Source organism: Microbacterium sp. K24, assembly GCF_004794465.1.
In the GTDB taxonomy this organism is placed as follows: Bacteria; Actinomycetota; Actinomycetes; order Actinomycetales; family Microbacteriaceae; genus Microbacterium.
Map to the genome: position 1 here is coordinate 1 of NZ_SSDJ01000036.1, position 17,973 is coordinate 17,973.

Genomic DNA, 17,973 nt, shown 5'->3' on the forward strand with positions numbered 1-17,973 from the left:
TCGACGTTGGCCTTGTAGTAGTCCTGCCACTCGTCGGGGAGGTCGTCCTCGTAGTAGATCGCCTCGACAGGGCAGACGGGCTCGCAGGCGCCGCAGTCGACGCACTCGTCCGGATGGATGTACAACGAGCGTTCACCCTCGTAGATGCAGTCAACGGGGCACTCGTCGATGCAGGCGCGATCCTTGACATCGACGCACGGGAGGGCGATCACATACGTCACTCCCCCAGTCTACGACTCGCGGCTGACCGCTTCCTCCGCAGCCGGCGCCTCGGTGCGCACAGGAAGCCGTGAGAACGACGGCCACGCGACGACCAGAAGCACCAGACCGGCGACCAGATAGGTCCAGATCCGCCCCGCGAGAGAGTCGGCCACGACGACGGAGCCACCCGGACCGACGCCCGAGATGAGCACCAGCATGCCGATCATGCCGAGTCCGGCGGCGACGGCCGCGCCTCTGTCATGCGTGAGCGCGCGGACCGCGATGAGGATCGCCGCACACGCGATCGCACCGACGATGATCCCGACCGGTATCGGTCCCCACATGAGGCTGTGCCCGATCGTGCCGGCGATGCCGTAGACGCCGCCCACGAGGGCGGCGGCGACCCACGACAGGACTCTCGACACCCAGCTCACGCGCACTCGACGATCCTACCCGCGAGGGCTGTGGATCCGGCGCGGGTCACGGTCATCACGCGGCGAGCCCGAAGACCCTCAGGAGTGCCGCCACCAGCGCCGCCGCGACCACCACGACCAGGAACGACTGCCGCAGCCAGAGCAGACCGCCGGCGACGAGCACGGCGGGCACGCGGGCATCCACCGTGATCGCCTGACCGTCGCCCAGCGTCTGCACCGCGACGAGCGCGGCGAGCAGCGCGACCGTGAGGAGATCCGAGATGCGTGCCGGCCGAGGCGCCTCGAGCACCTTCGGCGGCACCAGGTAGCCGACGGCCTTGAGCGACAGGCAGATCAGCGCGGCCAGCAGGACTGCGCTCCACAGGCTCATGACAGCCCCTCCGCTCCGGGATCCGTCGTGGGGCCGCTGGAGGGGCGTCCGAGCCAGTTGAACCAGCCGAGGACGATCGCGACGAGGGCGGCGATCAGCACCGGCAGGCCCGGCATCAGGAACGGCGTGAGAGCGGCTGCCACGACCGCGGCGGCGATGCCGACCGCGATCGCCTGCCGTTGCTTGAGTCGCGGCCACAGGAGCGCGAGGAAGGCCGCAGCGGCCGCGGCATCCAGTCCCCACGTCTTCGGGTCGCCGAGCACGTCGCCCACGAGGGCGCCCACCAGCGTCGTGATGTTCCACCCGACGAAGATGCCGATGCCGGTCACCCAGAACCCCACCTGACGCAGCCGCGGGACGGTCTGCGAGATCGCGACGGCTGTCGACTCGTCGATCGTGAAGTGCGCAGCGGCCGCGCGGCGTACCGGTCCCCCGCCGACGATCGGCGACATGCGCATGCCGTACGCGACGTTGCGCACTCCGAGGAGAGCCGCAGAGGCGATGGCCGACGGGAGCGCCGTGAGGCCGCCCGCGGTGAAGACGCCGACGAAGGCGAACTGCGACCCGCCGGTGAACATGAGCAGGCTCAGCACGCAGGTCTGCTAGACATCGAGACCGGATGCCACGGCGAGCGCTCCGAACGAGATGCCGTAGGCGCTCGTCGCGAGCACGACGCCGAGGGCTTCGCGCCAGACCTCACGCTCGGCGGTCACGGCGCCCCCTGTCAGCCATCGTTCGATCCAGTGAACACATGACTATCATTCTGAACACACCGTGGTGCATAGTCAAGCGAACGATCGTTTGACATGATGAACGCATGGAGGATCTCCGCACACGCATCTCCCGCACTCTCCGTCGCGAGCGCGAGGCCGCAGGCATCTCGGTGTCGGAACTGGCCCGGCGCGCCGGGGTGTCGAAGGCGACCGTCTCACAGCTGGAGAGCGGCGCGGGCAACCCGAGCGTCGAGACGCTGTGGGCGCTCGGCGTCGCGCTCGGCGTGCCGTTCGCGGTGCTGGTGGACCAGCAGGCGAACGCCCCCACCCTCATCCGCGCGGACGACCTCGCCGGCGTGCCGTCCTCGGCGGCGGCGTACAGCGCGACGCTGCTCTCCGCCAGCCCTCCCGGTGCGCGCCGCGACCTCTACCTGATCCAGGCGGAACCCGGCGACCCTCGCGTGTCCGATCCGCACCATCCGGGAACCATCGAGCACGTGATCCTGATCGCCGGTCAGGCGCGGATCGGCCCCGTGGCGGAGCCGATCACGCTGAACCCGGGCGACTACCTCACATACGCCGGCGACGCTCCGCACATCTTCGAGGCGACCGCGCCGGGCACCAGCGCCGTCCTCATCTCCGAACTGCGCTGAGCCGGGCGGGGGCGCCGGCTCTCAGTACCAGTTCATCGCCTGCGAGTGACCCCACGCGCTGCACGGGGTGCCGTAGACCGACGAGATGTAGCCGAGCCCCCACGCGATCTGCGTCGCGGCGTTCGTCTGCCAGTCGCTGCCCTCCGACGCCATCTTGCTGCCGGGAAGGGCCTGCGGGATGCCGGTGGCGCCGCTGGGGTTGTAGGCCTGGTAGTTCCAGCCGGACTCCTTGTTCCACAGCGATTCCAGGCAGGAGAACTGGTCCCCTCCCCAGCCGTAGCGACTGGACATCAGCTGCTGCGCCGTGGCCTTCGCGCCGTCGACGGTGTTCGCGGCGGCGAGCGCGGCGGCGGCGGCCTCCGCCTGCGCGGCGGCAGCGGCGGCGGCATCATCCGCGGCCTTCTTCTCCTGCGCCGCGGTGAACGCGTCCTGCAGCGTCGCCGTGTCGGATACGAGCGCCGTCGTCGCGGCCTCGACCTGCTCGGTGAGCACCGTCACCACGAGCGGAGACATCGTGTCGCGATCCTTCAGCGCATCCATATCGTCCTGGAGCTCAGACACGTCGACCGCGGGCGCGGCGCTCACGTCGAGGCCGGAGACGGCGACGTGGTACCCGAGCGCCTGGGCATCGAGCACGGCATCCTTCGCCTCGATCAGCGGAATGGCCGCCTCGTCCGCGATCTTCGCGTGAGGCTCCGCACCGGTGACCAGCTGCGCGACGGCCGCACCGGGATCAGGCAGCTCGGAGCCGGACGCCGGCACAGAGACGATGCCGGCCGTGAGGGTGATGCCGAGGAGCGTGGCAGCCGCGGTGCCGAGGATCATCATCGGGCGGCGGGCGGTGACGCGGGCGGATGCCGCATCGGAGGCGCGCCGAAGCGCACGGGATTCATGAAGCATGGGTTCGACTTTCGGGTCGTCGTACGCCGTTGCAGGAGACTCATCGGGAGCTCGTCCCAGGCGCAAGTGCTCGAGTCTGCCTTGTCAACCTGAACAAAAACAATCCCTCACCTGGGATTTTCATGAGAAGAGGGCCCCGAACGCGCCGAATCGGCGGTGCGGGGCCCTCTGCGGAGCACGCGTGGAACGAGTGTCAGGCGTTCGCATCCTGGCGCTTGAGACGCGCGGTCTCACGCGCACGGGTGTTCTGGTCAAGGTTCACCTTGCGGATGCGAACAACCTCGGGCGTCACCTCGACGCACTCGTCGTCGCGGGCGAACTCGAGGCTCTCCTCCAGCGTCAGCTGACGCGGCGGGGTCATCGACTCGAAGGTGTCGGAGCTCGCTGCACGCATGTTCGTGAGCTTCTTCTCCTTGGTGATGTTCACATCCATGTCGTCGGCGCGCGAGTTCTCGCCGATGACCATGCCCTCGTAGACCTCCTGCGTGGGCTGCACGAAGAACGACATGCGCTCCTGCAGGGCGATCATGGCGAACGGGGTCACCACGCCCATGCGGTCGGCGACGATCGAGCCGTTCTGGCGGGTCGTGATGTGCCCGGCCCACGGCTCGTAGCCGTGCGCGATCGCGTTGGCGATGCCGGTACCGCGGGTGGTCGTCAGGAACTCCGTACGGAAGCCGATGAGGCCGCGCGAGGGGACGACGAACTCCATGCGCACCCAGCCGGTGCCGTGGTTCGACATGCCCTCCATGCGGCCCTTGCGGCCCGCGAGCAGCTGCGTGATCGCGCCGAGGTACTCCTCGGGAGCGTCGATCGTCAGGTGCTCGAACGGCTCGTGCGTCTTGCCGTCGATCTGCTTGGTGACCACCTGGGGCTTGCCCACGGTGAGCTCGAAGCCCTCGCGGCGCATGTTCTCGACGAGGATCGCGAGCGCGAGCTCGCCGCGGCCTTGGACCTCCCAGGCGTCGGGGCGCCCGATGTCGACGACCTTGAGCGAGACGTTGCCGACCAGCTCGCGGTCGAGGCGGTCCTTGACCATGCGGGCGGTCAGCTTGTGGCCCTTGACCTTGCCCATGAGGGGCGAGGTGTTCGTGCCGATCGTCATGGAGATGGCGGGGTCGTCGACGGTGATCGCCGGCAGCGGACGGACGTCGTCCGGGTCGGCGATGGTCTCGCCGATGGTGATGTCCTCGAAGCCGGCGATGGCGACGATGTCGCCGGGCGCTGCGGACTCCGCCGGGTAGCGCTCGAGGGCGCGGGTCTTCAGCAGCTCCGTGATGCGGGCGTTCTGGTGCGTCCCGTCGGCGCGGACCCAGGCGACCGTCTGGCCCTTCTTCAGCGTGCCGTTGAAGACGCGCAGCAGGGCGAGGCGACCGAGGAACGGGCTCGAGTCGAGGTTCGTGACCCACGCCTGCAGCGGAGCCTCGTCGTCGTAGGCCGGAGCCGGGATGTGCTCGAGGATCGCGCCGAAGAGCGGCTCGAGGTCGTCGTTGTCGGGCAGGGTGCCGTTCTCGGGGCGATTGAGCGACGCGGCACCGGCACGGCCGGAGGCGTAGACGATCGGCACGTCGAGCAGCGCGTCGACGTCGAGGTCGGGCACATCGTCGACGAGGTCGGAGGCGAGGCCCAGCAGCAGATCGTGCGCCTCTTCCTCGACCTCGGCGATGCGGGCGTCGGGACGGTCGGTCTTGTTGACCAGGAGGATCACCGGCAGCTTGGCCTCGAGAGCCTTGCGCAGCACGAAGCGGGTCTGGGGCAGCGGGCCCTCGCTCGCGTCGACGAGCAGCACGACGCCGTCGACCATGGACAGACCGCGCTCGACCTCGCCGCCGAAGTCGGCGTGGCCGGGGGTGTCGATGACGTTGATCGTCACCTCGCCGTCCGTGGCGTGCTCACCCTTATAGGTGATCGCCGTGTTCTTCGCGAGGATCGTGATGCCCTTCTCGCGCTCCAGGTCGTTCGAGTCCATGGCACGTTCGTCGACGTGCGCGTGTTCGCCGAAAGAGCCCGTCTGACGCAGCATGGCGTCGACGAGAGTGGTCTTGCCGTGGTCGACGTGCGCGACGATTGCGACGTTGCGGAGGTCAGAGCGGAGGGCGTGCGCCATGCAGAAGTCCTAAAGAGGTGGGGGTTTTCGTCGGGAAGCCGACGTTCCAGGATAACGCAAGCTCAGGGCTCGTTCCTGAGCAGAGGTCGTAGCATCGTGATCGTGACGTCACGACCGGCCCAGGAACCCGCCTTTTCCCTCGATCCTGCGCCCTCTCGCACGCGGATCCGGTGGGAGATCGCGATCGTGCTCGCCCTCGGTCTGGGCCAGTCCGCCGTGTACGCGATCGTGCAGCTGGCCTATCGCCTCACGGATGAGACCCCGCTCGCCGATCAGACCGCCACGCTCAATCCCTCACGGAGCGACCGCGAGATCTTCGACCTCATCTACCAGGTGCTGTCGATCGGCTTCTCGCTCGTCCCGGTGCTGCTGGTGTGCTTCCTGCTGTGGCAGTCGCACCGCCCGCACCTGGAGCGTCTGGGGCTGGACGGCACGCGAGCGGCGAGGGATACCGGGCGCGGCATCCTGCTCGTGCTCGCCATCGGCATCCCCGGCCTCGCTCTCTACATCGTCGGACGTGCGCTGGGTCTCTTCGTCGCCGTGAACCCCGCGGGTCTCGACTCGCACTGGTGGACCGTGCCGATCCTGCTGCTCGCCGCCGCGCGGGCATCGCTGCAGGAGGAGTTCGTCGTGCTCGGGTACCTCTTCGCCCGGCTCAGGCAGCTCGGCTGGAGCCCGTGGGTCATCATCGTGTCGACCTCGGTCCTGCGGGCGAGCTACCACCTGTACCAGGGCCCCGGCGCATTCATCGGGAATCTCGCGATGGGGCTGCTGTTCGGCTGGCTCTTCCAGCGCAGCGGACGGCTGCTGCCGTTCCTCGTCGCGCACTTCCTCATCGATGCGACGGTGTTCGTCGGCTATCCATGGGCCGCGGCGACCTGGCCGGAGCTGTTCGGGCTGCCGGGCTGAACGGATGCCGGATCGCCCCCCCCCAATATGATGCGTCATTGCGGAGAAGCACCTACTGTTTCGAGCGATCGATCCAATCGATCGATCGAAACGATCGGAGACGCAATGAAGAAGACAAGTACCGCCGTGGCGAGCCTGGCATTGGTGACGGGAATCATTCTTGGGGGCGCCGGCGCGGCACAGGCCGTCGACTGGCACGAATCGTCCAGTTACTCGACCAAGGCGAAGTGCGAAGCGGAACGAAAGATCTTCATCCAGGACGGTTATAAGGTGATGCAGTGCGTGCAACCGCCTCGCACCACGGACGTCGTGCGATGGACTTTCTTCTGGGCGCGATGACAGCGAGGCGCAGCGTCAGTTGACGGCAGCGATCTTGTGTAACGCCTGATACCGTCTGGGGTTCCACAGGCGTTTACTGTGGTCTGATCAGGCTCAGCCGGCGTTCGCGATGAGGATCGCGACGACGGCCCAGACGACGATCAGGCCGAGCGCGCCGAGAGCCGGAACATCCCAGGTGCGCCGGATCGGTGCATCCGCCGCGAGATCCGCCGCCTCCCAGCGATCGCGGATGTCGGTCAGGTCGCGCAGACTCGTCGGCGCCTTGCGCTCCTCGCCGTCCTGCCGGACACCACCACGCCGCTGACGCGCCCTGGCCGGCCCGCCGTAGCAGGTGATGTCGGTTCCGTCGTCGAGGGAGAAGACGAGCTGCCAGCGCAGATCGATGTCGCGCACTCGACGCCACCCGAAGGTCGTGCGTCGCAGCATGTTCTGCACGGTCCCTCCCGCGTCGTCGACACGGACGGAGGAGATGAAGGCGACCTCGTAGACGACCCACAGGGCGAGCAGCACCCACGGGGCGAGCAGCAGCATCTGCCCCCAGCCCGCGCGCAGCACGGCGTCGCCGAGCAGGAAGACGGCGAACAGCGCGCAGAGCACCAGGAAGACCGGACCGGAGGCCGCACGGAATGTCCGCGCGGCCTCCGGCCCTGGATCCTTCGGCACGCTCAGCGTCCGCCGAGCGGGATCGATGCACCCGGGATCGCCTTGAGCAGACGGTCGGTGTACTCCTGCTGCGGTTTGGCGAAGATCTCGTCGACGGTTCCCTGCTCGACGACCTTCCCCTTCTCCATGACGCAGACGAGGTCACTCGACACACGGACGACCGCGAGGTCGTGCGTGATGAAGAGGTACGTCAGGCCGAGCTCGGACTGCAGACCCGCGAGAAGCTGGAGGATCTGGTCCTGCACGAGCACATCGAGCGCCGAGACGGCCTCGTCGAGGACGACGATGTCGGGCTTCAGCGCCAGCGCACGCGCGATCGCGACACGCTGCCGCTGACCGCCCGAGAGCTCGTTCGGATACCGGGTCGCGAGCGCCCGAGGAAGCGCCACCTGATCGAGCAGCTCCTCCACCCGCTCGCGCTGCGAGGTGCGGTCACCGACACCGTGGATCTGCAGCGGCTGCGAGATCGTATTGCCGATGTTGCGGAGCGGGTCGAGAGAGCCATACGGGTCCTGGAACACGGGCTGCATGCGCCGACGCAGGCCAAACGCCTGGGCGTTGGACAGCTTCGACACGTCCTGACCGTCGATCTCGATGGTGCCGCTCGTGGGCTCCTCGAGCTTCAGCACCATCTTGGCGACCGTCGACTTGCCGGAACCCGACTCTCCGACGAGAGCCAGCGTCTTGCCGCGCGGGATCTCGAAGGTCACATCGTCGACCGCCCGGAACGCCTCACTGCGGAAGTTGCCCTGACGGATCCGGTAGTCCTTCGTGAGACCTGCGACACGCACCGTCGGCGGGATGTCGGCGAGGTCCTCGAGAGTCTCGATACCGCGGTCCTCGACCACGGCCTGGATACGCTGGGACGCCACGCTGGGTGCGGCACCGACGAGTCGCTGGGTATACGGGTGCTGCGGGTTCTCGAGGATCTCCCGGCTCGGCCCAGCCTCGACGATGTTGCCGTTGCTCATCACGATGATCTTCTCCGCACGCTCCGCCGCGAGGCCGAGGTCGTGCGTGATGAGGAGCACCGAGGTGCCCTTCTCCCGCGTGAGCGTCGCCATGTGATCGAGGATGACGCGCTGCACCGTGACATCGAGGGCCGAGGTCGGCTCGTCCGCGATGAGCAGCTTCGGATCGGCCGCGAGGCCGATGCCGATCAGCGCCCGCTGCCGCATCCCGCCGGAGAACTGATGCGGGAACTGGTGCAGACGCCTCTCGGCATCGGCGAGGCCTGCCTGCTTCAGCACCTCGATCGCGCGCGCCTTCACCGCTTCCCGGCCATGGGCGATCCCGTTCGCGCGGATCGCCTCCTTCACCTGGAAGCCGATGCTCCACACGGGGTTGAGGTTCGACATCGGGTCCTGCGGAACGAAGCCGATCTCGCGGCCGCGCACAGCCTCGATCTCCCGACGCCCCAGCGTGGTCAGCTCTCGACCGTCGAGGGTGATGGATCCGCCCGTGATCGTGCCGGTTCCGGGAAGCAGGTTCACGATGGCGCTGGCCGTCGTGGACTTGCCCGATCCCGACTCCCCCACGATGGCGACGGTCTCGCCCGGGAAGATGTCGAACGTGGCACCGTGCAGGACTTCGCGGTCCCCCTCCTGCGTCCGGAACGCGACCTTCAGATCGCGCACGCTCAGCAGGGGGACTCGTTCGGTTGTGCGATCGTTCATCGCCGTGCCCTCGCTCTCGGATCGATGGCGTCTCGGATGAGCTCACCCAGGGTCACGAACGCGAGCACGGCGAGCGTGAGCGCGATCGACGGATAGATGAGCGCCATCGGCGCGACACGGAGCGACTGCTGCGCCGCACCGATGTCGTTACCCCAGGACATGACATTGCTTCCCAGTCCGACTCCGAGGAAGGACAGCGTCGCCTCGGCGACGATCGATGCGGCGAGAGCCAACGTCGACACGACGAGCAGAGGCGCCAGCGAGTTCGGGATCACATGCGCGAGGAGGATGCGGAACTTCGAGAGCCCCACCGCCTGTGCCGCGACGACGAAGTCCGACTGGCGAACCCTCAGCACCTCGGCGCGGACCACACGAGCGGTGGACGCCCAGGCGAAACCACCGATCGCGAACGCGAGCACCGGCACGGAGCGGTACTGCGAGAAGACCGTCATGACGACCACGGCCGCGAGGATGTACGGGATGGCGAAGAAGATGTCGCCGATGCGCGAGAGCAGCGAGTCCAGCCATCCGCCATAGAACCCGGCCAGCGCACCCATGATGAGTCCGACGACCGAGCCGATCGCGGTGGCCAGCAAGCCGACCGCGAGGGAGGTCTGCGCCCCCCACACGATCCGCGCCCAGATATCGCAGCCCTGGAAGGTGAAGCCCAGCGGATGCCCCTCCGCCGGCCCGGCATTGCTGTTGGCGAGCTGGCAGTTGTCGACGGGCGATGTGGCCGTGAACAGCGTCGGCCAGAGCGCCATCACGACGAAGAACAGCGCGAGCACGACCGAGAACCAGAACAGCGGGCGACGCCTCAGGTCTGACCAGGCGTCACGCCACAGGTTGCGCGGCTTCTCCGCGATCCGAACGGCGTCGACGGAGATGGTCTCCGTCTCGATCGGCGCGACGAAATGATTCTGCGAGATGGGGTCATGCATAGCGGATCCTTGGGTCGAGCAGACCGTAGAGAAGGTCGATGACGAGGTTGACCAGGACGTAGAGGATCACGAACACCGTCACGAAGGAGACCACGGTCGGACCCTCGTTGCGGATCGCGGCCTGGTAGAGCGTGTTGCCGACACCGGGGACGTTGAAGATGCCCTCGGTCACGGTTGCACCCACCAGGAGCACACCGAAGTTGGTGGCCGAGTTGGTGATCACGGGGATCAGCGAGTTCCGCAGCACGTGCACCGGGATGACCCGGCCGCGCGAGAGCCCCTTGCTGTACGCGGTGCGCACCCAGTCCTGGTTGAGCGTGTCGATCACGGAACTGCGCATCAGCCGCATGCTCACGGCGTAGAGACTGAAGCCGAGCACGATGGCAGGGAGCCACAGTCCGCCCCAGTCGTTGTCGGAGCCCACGGTCGGCTTGAACCAGCCGAGCTTGATCGCGAGGAAGTACTGCGCGAGGAACGCCACGACGAAGATGGGAATCGCGATCGCGACGAGCGCGACCCCGAGCATCGAGTGGTCGAAGAACTTGCCCTTGCGCAGTGCCGAGACCGTGCCGATGATGATCGCGAGTACGAACTCGATGCCGATCGCCATGACCGCGAGACGGCCGGTGACCGGGAGAGTCTCCCCGAGCACCTCCGACACGGGACGGCCGGAGAACGTGTTGCCGAGGTCGCCCTGGAACACACCGGTGATGTAGTACCAGTACTGCACGATGAACGGCTCGTTCAGGTGGTACTGCTCACGCAGCTGCTCGACGACCGCAGGATTCGGGGTGCGTTCGCCGAACAGGGCGAGGATCGGGTCGCCCGGCATGGCGAAGACGAGGAAGTAGATGAGCAGGGTGGCTCCGAAGAAAACCGGAATCACCTGCAGAAGACGTCTGAGGATGTAACCGAACATCTGTGGTCCTGTCGTCAGGAGGCGGAAAGCATGAACAACACAGCCCGCGAGGCGGCGACGACAATGTCGTCACCGCCTCACGGTTGAGTGCCGTCTGGCTTTACTCGCCGTCCTTCGTGACCTGGTAGAGGATCGGCCAGGTGTCCCAGCCGAACTGGACGTTCTCGACGTCCTCGCCCCAGGCGCCCATGGCGTTGGTGTACCACAGCGGGATGGCGGGCAGGTCCTTGAACAGGATCTCCTGCGCCTCCTGGAACTTCTTGACACCGTCTGCGACGTCGGTCGCGGCTGCGCCCTCATCGAGGAGTGCGTCGAAGTCGGGATTCGAGTAGTCGCCGTCGTTCGAGCCGGCGCCGGTTCCGAAGAGCGGGCCGAGGCCGTTGAACATCGACGGGTAGTCGAACTGCCATCCGGTGCGGAAGGCAGTCTGCGTCTGGTCCTCGGTGATCAGCGTGCGGTGCTCGGCGAACGTCGGGATCGGGTTGCCGGACGCCTCGATGCCGAGGTTGTTCTTCAGCTGGTTGGCGATGGCGTCGACCCAGCCCTGGTTGGGGCCGTCGGCGTTGTACTGGATCTGGAACGATCCGGTCCACGGCGCGATCTTGTCGGCCTCGGCCCAGAGCTCCTTCGCCTTGTCCGCGTCGAACTCGAGCACGTCGGAACCAGGGATGTCCTCGGAGTATCCGTCGATCACCGGGGAGGTGAAGTCCTTCATCGGGGTGCGGGTGCCACTGAAGACGACGTCCGTGATCTCTTCGCGGTTGATGGCGTGCGAGATCGCAGCGCGACGCAGCTGGCCCTCTTCACCGCTGAAGTGCTCGAGGCGCTCCGGGATCGTGATGGTCGCATTGGCAGCGGCCGGCTGGTTCACCGTGCGGTCCGGGAAGTCCGTCTCGAACGTCTGCAGGGCAGTGTCCGGGATCTCCTGGATGATGTCGAGCTCGCCACCCTGGAGGTCGGCGTACGCGGCATCCGTGCTGGCGTAGAGCTTCATGTCCACGCCACCGTTCTGGGGCTCACGCGGGCCGGTGTAGTCGTCGTTCTTGACGAGTTCGATGCTCTCGTTGTGCTTCCACGCACCCTCTTCGGCGAAGACGTACGGTCCGTTGCCGATCGGGTTCTCGCCGAAGGCCTCGAGGTCATCCCAGGCCGCTGCGGGGAGCGGGAAGAACGCCGTGTAGCCGAGGCGCAGCGGGAAGTCGGACTCCGGCTGCTTGAGCTTGACGGTGAAGGTGAGATCGTCGACGACCTTGAGGCCGGAGAGCTCCGCCACGTTCTCGTCGTAGGAGAAGCCCTCGATCGACTCGAAGAAGTAGCTCGAGAGCTGCTTGTTGTCGAGCGCGGCACCGTAGTTCCAGGCCTTGACGAACGACTCGGCGTCCACCGGGTCGCCGTTGGCGAAGGTCTGGTCGGCCTTGATCTTGATCGTGTAGGTCTGCGCGTCGTCGGTCTCGATGGACTCGGCGAGGTCGTTGTGCATGGCGCCCTCGGCGTCGTAGTACACCAGACCGGCGAAGATGCTCTGCAGGACGAGACCGCCACCCACCTCATTGGTGTTCGTGGGGATCAGCGGGTTCTGCGGCTCGGTGTTGTTGACCGAGATGATGGCCGAGGAGTCGCCGGACGGCTCCTCTGAAGGCTCATTGCCTCCGCCACTCGCGCAGCCCGCGAGAGTCAGGGCCCCGATCAGGAAAAATGCGCTGCCCGCGAGGGCGATCTTGTTGCGCTTCACTTTGTGTCCTCCTGGACTGTTACTCAAACTGCGCGCTCATCGTCGAACGCGTAGGGATAGTCGAGCGTAACCCGGGGTTCCGCTCCACACTGCGCTCAGCTAACGAACTGTTACTGAGTGGTGACCATACGTAACATCCGTGAAACACCCGGAAAGACGCGACGAAGTCGCGCTCCCCGGCGAGGAGCGCGACTCCGTTCTGATCCGTGCGCCGGTGTCAGGCGAAGGCCTCCACAGGCGGGCAGGCGCAGACGAGATTGCGGTCGCCGTATGCCTGATCGATGCGTCGCACCGGCGGCCAGTACTTCCCGGCGACGAGCGCATGCACGGGGTACGCGGCGTCCTCTCGCGTGTACGCGTGAGCCCACTCCCCCGCGATCAGCGAGACCGCGGTGTGGGGCGCGTGCACGAGCGGGTTGTCGTCGGCGGGCCAGCGACCTGCCGCCACGGCATCCGCTTCCGCCTTGATCATGATCATCGCCTCTATGAAGCGATCGATCTCGCCGATGTCCTCCGACTCCGTCGGCTCGACCATGAGGGTGCCCGCGACGGGGAACGACATGGTCGGCGCGTGGAAGCCGTAGTCGATCAGGCGCTTGGCGACATCGTCGACCGTGATGCCGGTGGCTTCCTTGAGCGGACGGAGGTCGAGGATGCACTCGTGCGCGACGCGGCCGTTCTCGCCGGTGTAGAGCACCGGATAGTGCTCGCGGAGTCGCTCGGCGATGTAGTTCGCCGAGAGCACCGCGGCGGCGGTCGCGCGGCGCAGGCCATCGGCGCCCATCATCCGGACGTAGGCCCACGAGATCGGCAGGATGCCCGCAGAGCCGTAGGGCGCCGCCGAGACGACACCGCCTTCGAAGGTGAAGCCGCCGAAGTGCTCGGCGCGCTGCGCGAGCGGATGCGACGGCAGGAACGGTGCCAGGTGGGCCTTCGCGGCGACGGGACCCACGCCCGGTCCGCCGCCGCCGTGCGGGATCGCGAACGTCTTGTGCAGGTTGAGGTGCGAGACGTCGCCGCCGAGGTCGCCGAACCGCGCGTAGCCGAGCAGGGCGTTGAGGTTGGCTCCGTCGACGTAGACCTGTCCGCCCGCCTCGTGCACCGCGGTCGTGATCTCCACGACGTCGTGCTCGTACACGCCGTGCGTGGACGGATAGGTGATCATCAGGGCCGACAGGGCATCGGCGTGCGTGGCGATCTTCGCACGGAGGTCGTCGAGGTCGACGTTGCCGAGCTCGTCGCAGGCCACCACGACCACCTTCATGCCCGCGAGGACCGCGGACGCGGCGTTGGTGCCGTGCGCCGACGACGGGATCAGGCACACGGTGCGCTGCTCGTCGCCGTTCGCGAGGTGGTAGCCGCGGATGGCCAGAAGGCCGGCCAGCTCGCCCTGCGAGCCCGCATTGGGCTGCAGCGACACGGCGTCGTACCCGGTGACCTCGGCGAGCCAACCCTCGAGCTGCTCGATGAGATCGAGGTAGCCCTGCACGTCGGATGCCGGCGCGAACGGGTGGATGCCGGCGAACTCGGGCCACGTAATGGCCGCCATCTCGGTCGCCGCGTTGAGCTTCATCGTGCAGGATCCGAGCGGGATCATGCCGCGGTCGAGCGCATAGTCGCGGTCGGCGAGGCTCTTGAGGTAGCGCATCATCGCGGTCTCGCTGCGGTGCGCGTGGAAGACCGGGTGGGTCAGATACTCGTCCTCGCGCCGGAGGGCGGCGGGGATCGAGTCCTGCGTGTCGATCAGCCCGAACACCCGCTCGGGCTTGCCGCCGAAGACCGTCACGAGCTGGTGCAGCTCGGCGACGGTCGTCGTCTCGTCGACCGCGACGCTGATCGTGTCGGCATCCGCCACGTGCACGAGGATGCCGTGCGACTGGTGCGCCTGCGCCTGATGCTCGGCCGCACGACCGGGTACGCGCACGGAGACGGTGTCGAAGAAGGCGTCGTGCACGACGTCGACTCCGGCCTCGACGAGCCAGTCGCGCAGCAGCGCGGCCTTCGCCGCGACGTCCGTCGCGATCGCCTTGAGTCCGTCGGGCCCGTGGTACACGGCGTACATCGAGGCCATGACGGCGAGCAGCACCTGAGCGGTGCAGATGTTCGAAGTCGCCTTCTCGCGGCGGATGTGCTGCTCGCGCGTCTGCAGCGAGAGCCGGTAGGCGGGCTTGCCGTCGGCATCGACCGAGACGCCGACCAGACGTCCGGGAAGCTGCCGTTCGAGGCCTCCGCGCACGGCCATGTATCCGGCGTGTGGACCGCCGAAGCCCATCGGCACTCCGAAGCGCTGGGTCGTGCCGACCGCGACATCCGCACCCAGCGAGCCGGGCGACGCGATCAGCGTGAGGGCGAGCAGATCCGCGGCGACCACGGCGAGGCCACCGGCCAGGTGCGCGGCGTCGATGACCGGCGTCGGGTCCCAGACCCGGCCGGACCCTCCCGGGTATTGCACGAACACGCCGAACAGCTCGGCCGGCAGCTCCTCGCCCGCGGCGAAGTCGACCGGCACGAGCTCGATGCCCACGGCATCCGCCCGGGTGGCCAACAGAGCCTTCGTCTGCGGGAACGCGTCGGCGTCGACCGCGAACACGTTAGACGTCGACTTGGAGGCCCGTCGAGCGAGCAGCATCCCCTCCACGACCGCCGTGGACTCGTCGAGCATCGAGGCGTTGGCCGTCGTGAGCCCGGTGAGCTCGGCGACCATCGTCTGGAAGTTGATGAGCGCCTCGAGCCGACCCTGGGAGATCTCCGGCTGGTACGGCGTGTACGCCGTGTACCAGGACGGATTCTCCAGCACGTTGCGCTGGATCACCTGCGGGGTGATGGTGCCGTAGTAGCCGAGGCCGATCATCGGGCGGTTCACCGCGTTGCGCGAGGCGAGGCTGCGCAGCTCGGCCAGCGCCTCGGTCTCGCTCGCCGCTGCCGGGATCGTGGAATCCAGAGCGCCCGAGGGGTCGGTGAAGATCGACGACGGCACGGCCTGGCGCATCAGCGCCTCGACGGCGTCCTCCCCCTGGGTCCCTGAGCTTGTCGAAGGGCGGATGCCGAGGGCGTCCAGCATCGTTCGCTGGGCGGCGTCGGTGGGTCCGATGTGACGATCGGCGAAAGAGACCACGGGTGGATCAGCCCTCCGTCAGTGCGACGTACGCGTCGCGGTCGAGCAGGCCGTCGGCAGCGCCGTCGGCGACCGAGACCTTGATCAGCCAGCCGCCCTCGAAGGGCTCGGCGTTGACGAGCGAGGGGTCGTCGACGACGGCGTCGTTGACCTCGACGACCGTTCCGGCGACCGGGGCGTAGAGCTCTCCGACCGACTTCGTCGACTCGATCTCGCCGACGACCGCGCCGGCGGTGAGCTCGGTGCCGACGGCGGGGAGCTCGACGAACACGACGTCGCCCAGCTTCTCGGCGGCGTAGTCGGTGATGCCGATCGTGATCGTGTCACCGGCGGTCGCGATCCACTCGTGCTCGTCGGTGTACTTCAGTGCGCTGAGGTCGGTCATTTGGTCCTCCGGTAGAAAGGCAGGGCGGTCACGGTCGCGGGGATCTTCGTCCCCCGCACATCAAGGAATACTGCGGTTCCCTCTTCAGCGGAAGACGGATCGATGTAGGCCATCGCGATCGGGTGGCCGAGTGTCGGACTGAGCGCACCGCTGGTGATCTCACCGAGCACGGCGCCGTCGGCATCGACCACGGCGTAGCCGGCGCGTCCGGCGCGCTTGCCCTCGGCGACCAGTCCGACGAGCACGGGGGCGTCGGACCCTTCGTCGGGCTCTGGGACCGTGGAGAGGGCATCCTTCCCGATGAAGCTCTCCTTGTCGGACACCACCACGCGCCCGAGTCCGGCCTGCGCCGGCTTCGTGTCGAGGCTCAGTTCATGGCCGTACAGCGGCATCCCCGCCTCGAGCCGGAGCGTGTCGCGCGCGGCGAGGCCGGCGGGCACGAGACCGTGCGCGGTCCCTGCGGCGACCACGGCATCCCAGAGGGCTGCCGCATCCTCGGCGCGGACGAGCAGCTCGAAGCCATCCTCGCCGGTGTAGCCGGTGCGGGCGATCAGCAGCGGCTCTCCGAGGAACGCGGCGTCGGCCCAGGCGTAGTACTTCTGCTCCGCCCACGGCGTGCCGAGGTCGGTGATCCCCTCGGTCGCGGAGACGATGCCCTCCGCCGCCGGGCCCTGCACCGCGATCAGCGCGTACGAGTCGGACACGTCTTCGACGTCCACACCGCGGTCGCCCAGGAAGCCGGCGAAGCTGCGCTCCTCGCCCTCCGCGCGGGCCGGGCCCTGACGCTCGATGAGCGACGGGAACGACCGCACACGCGAGGCGAAGGCCTGATCGACGAATCCGCGGTTCCCGGCGTTCGCGATCACCAGGTAGCGGTCCTCAGCGAGCCGGTAGACGATGACGTCGTCGACGATCCCGCCGGACTCCGACAGGATCAGCGAGTACTTCGCCTTGCCGACGGCCATCGCCGACAGACGTCCGGCGAGCGCGTAGTCGAGGAACTCCCCCGCGCTCTCACCCGTGACGAGGAACTCCGCCATGTGCGAGATGTCGAAGATCCCGGCGGCCTGGCGCACGGCGTGGTGCTCGGCCAGGTCGGAGGTGTAGCGCACCGGCATCTGCCAGCCGCCGAAGTCGGTGAACGATGCTCCGAGCGCCTCGTGGCGTTCGCGCAGCGGGGTGTAGCGGGGATCGGACATGGAGTTCTCCCGGGCTGGATCGGGCGGAACGGCGCCATCGACGTTCCTCGGAACTCCCCCTCTGTCATGGGCCTGAGAGCTTCGCCCGCGCTGGGGGGCTTTCACCGTCGGCGGATCCCGAGCTGCGCTCGAAATCGCTTTTCAGAGTGGCCGGAACCGCGCGGTACGCGTTACCTGAGAGATTGGCGGGGAGGCTTGCTCCTTCGGTGCCCGGCTGCGTTCGCCGGGGCTCTCCCGCGGGGGTCATTCGGCCTGTCTTCAGTTGTGGGGTTCAGTCTAGCCGGAGCCCTGCGCCTGCGAGGGTGCGTTGCGGTCGCAGTTTCTGCCGTCTCGGGCGTCGCGAGGCGGCACGAAGTGCGACCGGAACGGATGCCGGCGGCAGAGAATGCGACCGGAACGGGTGCTGTCAGCCGACGATGCCGAGTTCGGCACGAACCTCGTCGCGCAGACGACCGAGGTTGTCGGGTTCGGGCGCGGCGCCGAGCAGCGTCTTGGTGTAGTCGTGCTGCGGGTGGAGGATGACCTCGTCCGCCGGGCCGCGCTCGACGACGTCGCCCTTGTAGAGGACCATGATCTCGTCCGAGAAGTGCCGTGCGGTCGCCAGGTCGTGCGTGATGTAGAGCACGCCGAGGTTCTCTTCGCGCTGCAGTTCGGCGAGCAGGTTGAGCACTCCGAGACGGATCGACACGTCGAGCATCGACACCGGTTCGTCGGCGA

General features: G+C 67.7%; 17 protein-coding genes, 1 pseudogene and 1 riboswitch. Of the genes and pseudogenes, 3 read left to right on the forward strand and 15 right to left on the reverse strand.

What is annotated here, in order from left to right:
• From fdxA to DW306_RS01640, 4 genes and pseudogenes are all read right to left on the reverse strand, one after another.
• A partial coding sequence (gene fdxA, locus DW306_RS01625) for a ferredoxin (protein WP_136053901.1) occupies window positions 1-221 on the reverse strand: 221 nt, incomplete at its 3' end.
• 9 nt (window positions 222-230) lie between these two features.
• Window positions 231-641 (reverse strand): histidinol dehydrogenase, encoded by a 411-nt coding sequence (locus DW306_RS01630; protein WP_136053902.1) that lies wholly within the window; start codon window positions 639-641, stop codon window positions 231-233.
• Window positions 642-690: 49 nt separating this feature from the next.
• Window positions 691-1,005, reverse strand: a complete 315-nt coding sequence (locus DW306_RS01635; protein WP_136053903.1) for an AzlD domain-containing protein — start codon at window positions 1,003-1,005, stop codon at window positions 691-693.
• A pseudogene (locus tag DW306_RS01640) lies at window positions 1,002-1,718 on the reverse strand (AzlC family ABC transporter permease). The gene DW306_RS01635 and the pseudogene DW306_RS01640 overlap by 4 nt, the downstream one beginning before the upstream one ends.
• Before the next feature lie 104 nt (window positions 1,719-1,822).
• Between DW306_RS01640 and DW306_RS01645 the strand changes: the two are divergent.
• Complete coding sequence (locus DW306_RS01645; RefSeq protein ID WP_136053904.1) at window positions 1,823-2,371, forward strand: XRE family transcriptional regulator; 549 nt, start codon at window positions 1,823-1,825, stop codon at window positions 2,369-2,371.
• 21 nt (window positions 2,372-2,392) lie between these two features.
• Here DW306_RS01645 and DW306_RS01650 read toward each other — a convergent pair whose 3' ends face one another.
• Both DW306_RS01650 and typA read right to left on the reverse strand, forming a co-directional pair.
• A complete protein-coding gene (locus DW306_RS01650) occupies window positions 2,393-3,271 on the reverse strand; it encodes a phospholipase (RefSeq protein WP_136053905.1) in 879 nt (292 codons plus the stop codon).
• Between the two features lie 193 nt (window positions 3,272-3,464).
• On the reverse strand, window positions 3,465-5,378 hold the full coding sequence (gene typA / locus DW306_RS01655) for a translational GTPase TypA (protein WP_136053906.1): 1,914 nt from the start codon (window positions 5,376-5,378) through the stop codon (window positions 3,465-3,467).
• 102 nt (window positions 5,379-5,480) lie between these two features.
• Here typA and DW306_RS01660 point away from each other — a divergent pair, with 102 nt between their 5' ends.
• Both DW306_RS01660 and DW306_RS01665 read left to right on the forward strand, forming a co-directional pair.
• A complete protein-coding gene (locus DW306_RS01660; protein WP_136053907.1) occupies window positions 5,481-6,287 on the forward strand; it encodes a CPBP family intramembrane glutamic endopeptidase in 807 nt (268 codons plus the stop codon).
• A gap of 105 nt (window positions 6,288-6,392) precedes the next feature.
• Window positions 6,393-6,626 (forward strand): hypothetical protein, encoded by a 234-nt coding sequence (locus tag DW306_RS01665; protein ID WP_136053908.1) that lies wholly within the window; start codon window positions 6,393-6,395, stop codon window positions 6,624-6,626.
• 93 nt (window positions 6,627-6,719) lie between these two features.
• Here DW306_RS01665 and DW306_RS01670 read toward each other — a convergent pair whose 3' ends face one another.
• From DW306_RS01670 to DW306_RS01710, 9 genes are all read right to left on the reverse strand, one after another.
• On the reverse strand, window positions 6,720-7,289 hold the full coding sequence (locus DW306_RS01670; RefSeq protein WP_136053909.1) for a PH domain-containing protein: 570 nt from the start codon (window positions 7,287-7,289) through the stop codon (window positions 6,720-6,722).
• A gap of 2 nt (window positions 7,290-7,291) precedes the next feature.
• A complete protein-coding gene (locus DW306_RS01675; RefSeq protein ID WP_136053910.1) occupies window positions 7,292-8,965 on the reverse strand; it encodes an ABC transporter ATP-binding protein in 1,674 nt (557 codons plus the stop codon).
• The gene (locus tag DW306_RS01680; protein WP_136053911.1) at window positions 8,962-9,906 is read right to left on the reverse strand and encodes an ABC transporter permease; all 945 of its coding nucleotides are present in this window, start codon (window positions 9,904-9,906) and stop codon (window positions 8,962-8,964) included. The genes DW306_RS01675 and DW306_RS01680 overlap by 4 nt, the downstream gene beginning before the upstream one ends.
• Entirely contained in the window at window positions 9,899-10,825 is a 927-nt protein-coding gene (locus tag DW306_RS01685) for an ABC transporter permease (protein ID WP_136053912.1), read from the reverse strand. The genes DW306_RS01680 and DW306_RS01685 overlap by 8 nt, the downstream gene beginning before the upstream one ends.
• Before the next feature lie 100 nt (window positions 10,826-10,925).
• Window positions 10,926-12,557 (reverse strand): ABC transporter substrate-binding protein, encoded by a 1,632-nt coding sequence (locus DW306_RS01690; protein WP_136053913.1) that lies wholly within the window; start codon window positions 12,555-12,557, stop codon window positions 10,926-10,928.
• A 217-nt stretch (window positions 12,558-12,774) separates the two neighbouring features.
• Window positions 12,775-15,672: an aminomethyl-transferring glycine dehydrogenase gene (gcvP, locus tag DW306_RS01695; protein WP_136053914.1), complete on the reverse strand. Its 2,898-nt coding sequence runs from the start codon at window positions 15,670-15,672 to the stop codon at window positions 12,775-12,777.
• 7 nt (window positions 15,673-15,679) lie between these two features.
• The gene (gene gcvH, locus DW306_RS01700; protein ID WP_136053915.1) at window positions 15,680-16,057 is read right to left on the reverse strand and encodes a glycine cleavage system protein GcvH; all 378 of its coding nucleotides are present in this window, start codon (window positions 16,055-16,057) and stop codon (window positions 15,680-15,682) included.
• Window positions 16,054-17,256 carry a glycine cleavage system aminomethyltransferase GcvT gene (locus tag DW306_RS01705; RefSeq protein ID WP_136053916.1) on the reverse strand — a complete coding sequence of 401 codons (1,203 nt, stop codon included), beginning with the start codon at window positions 17,254-17,256 and terminating at the stop codon, window positions 16,054-16,056. The genes gcvH and DW306_RS01705 overlap by 4 nt, the downstream gene beginning before the upstream one ends.
• Window positions 17,257-17,407: 151 nt before the next feature.
• Window positions 17,408-17,503: riboswitch (glycine riboswitch) on the reverse strand.
• Window positions 17,504-17,662: 159 nt separating this feature from the next.
• Window positions 17,663-17,973 (reverse strand): ABC transporter ATP-binding protein (locus DW306_RS01710; protein ID WP_136053917.1); only part of this gene is annotated, 311 nt, incomplete at its 5' end.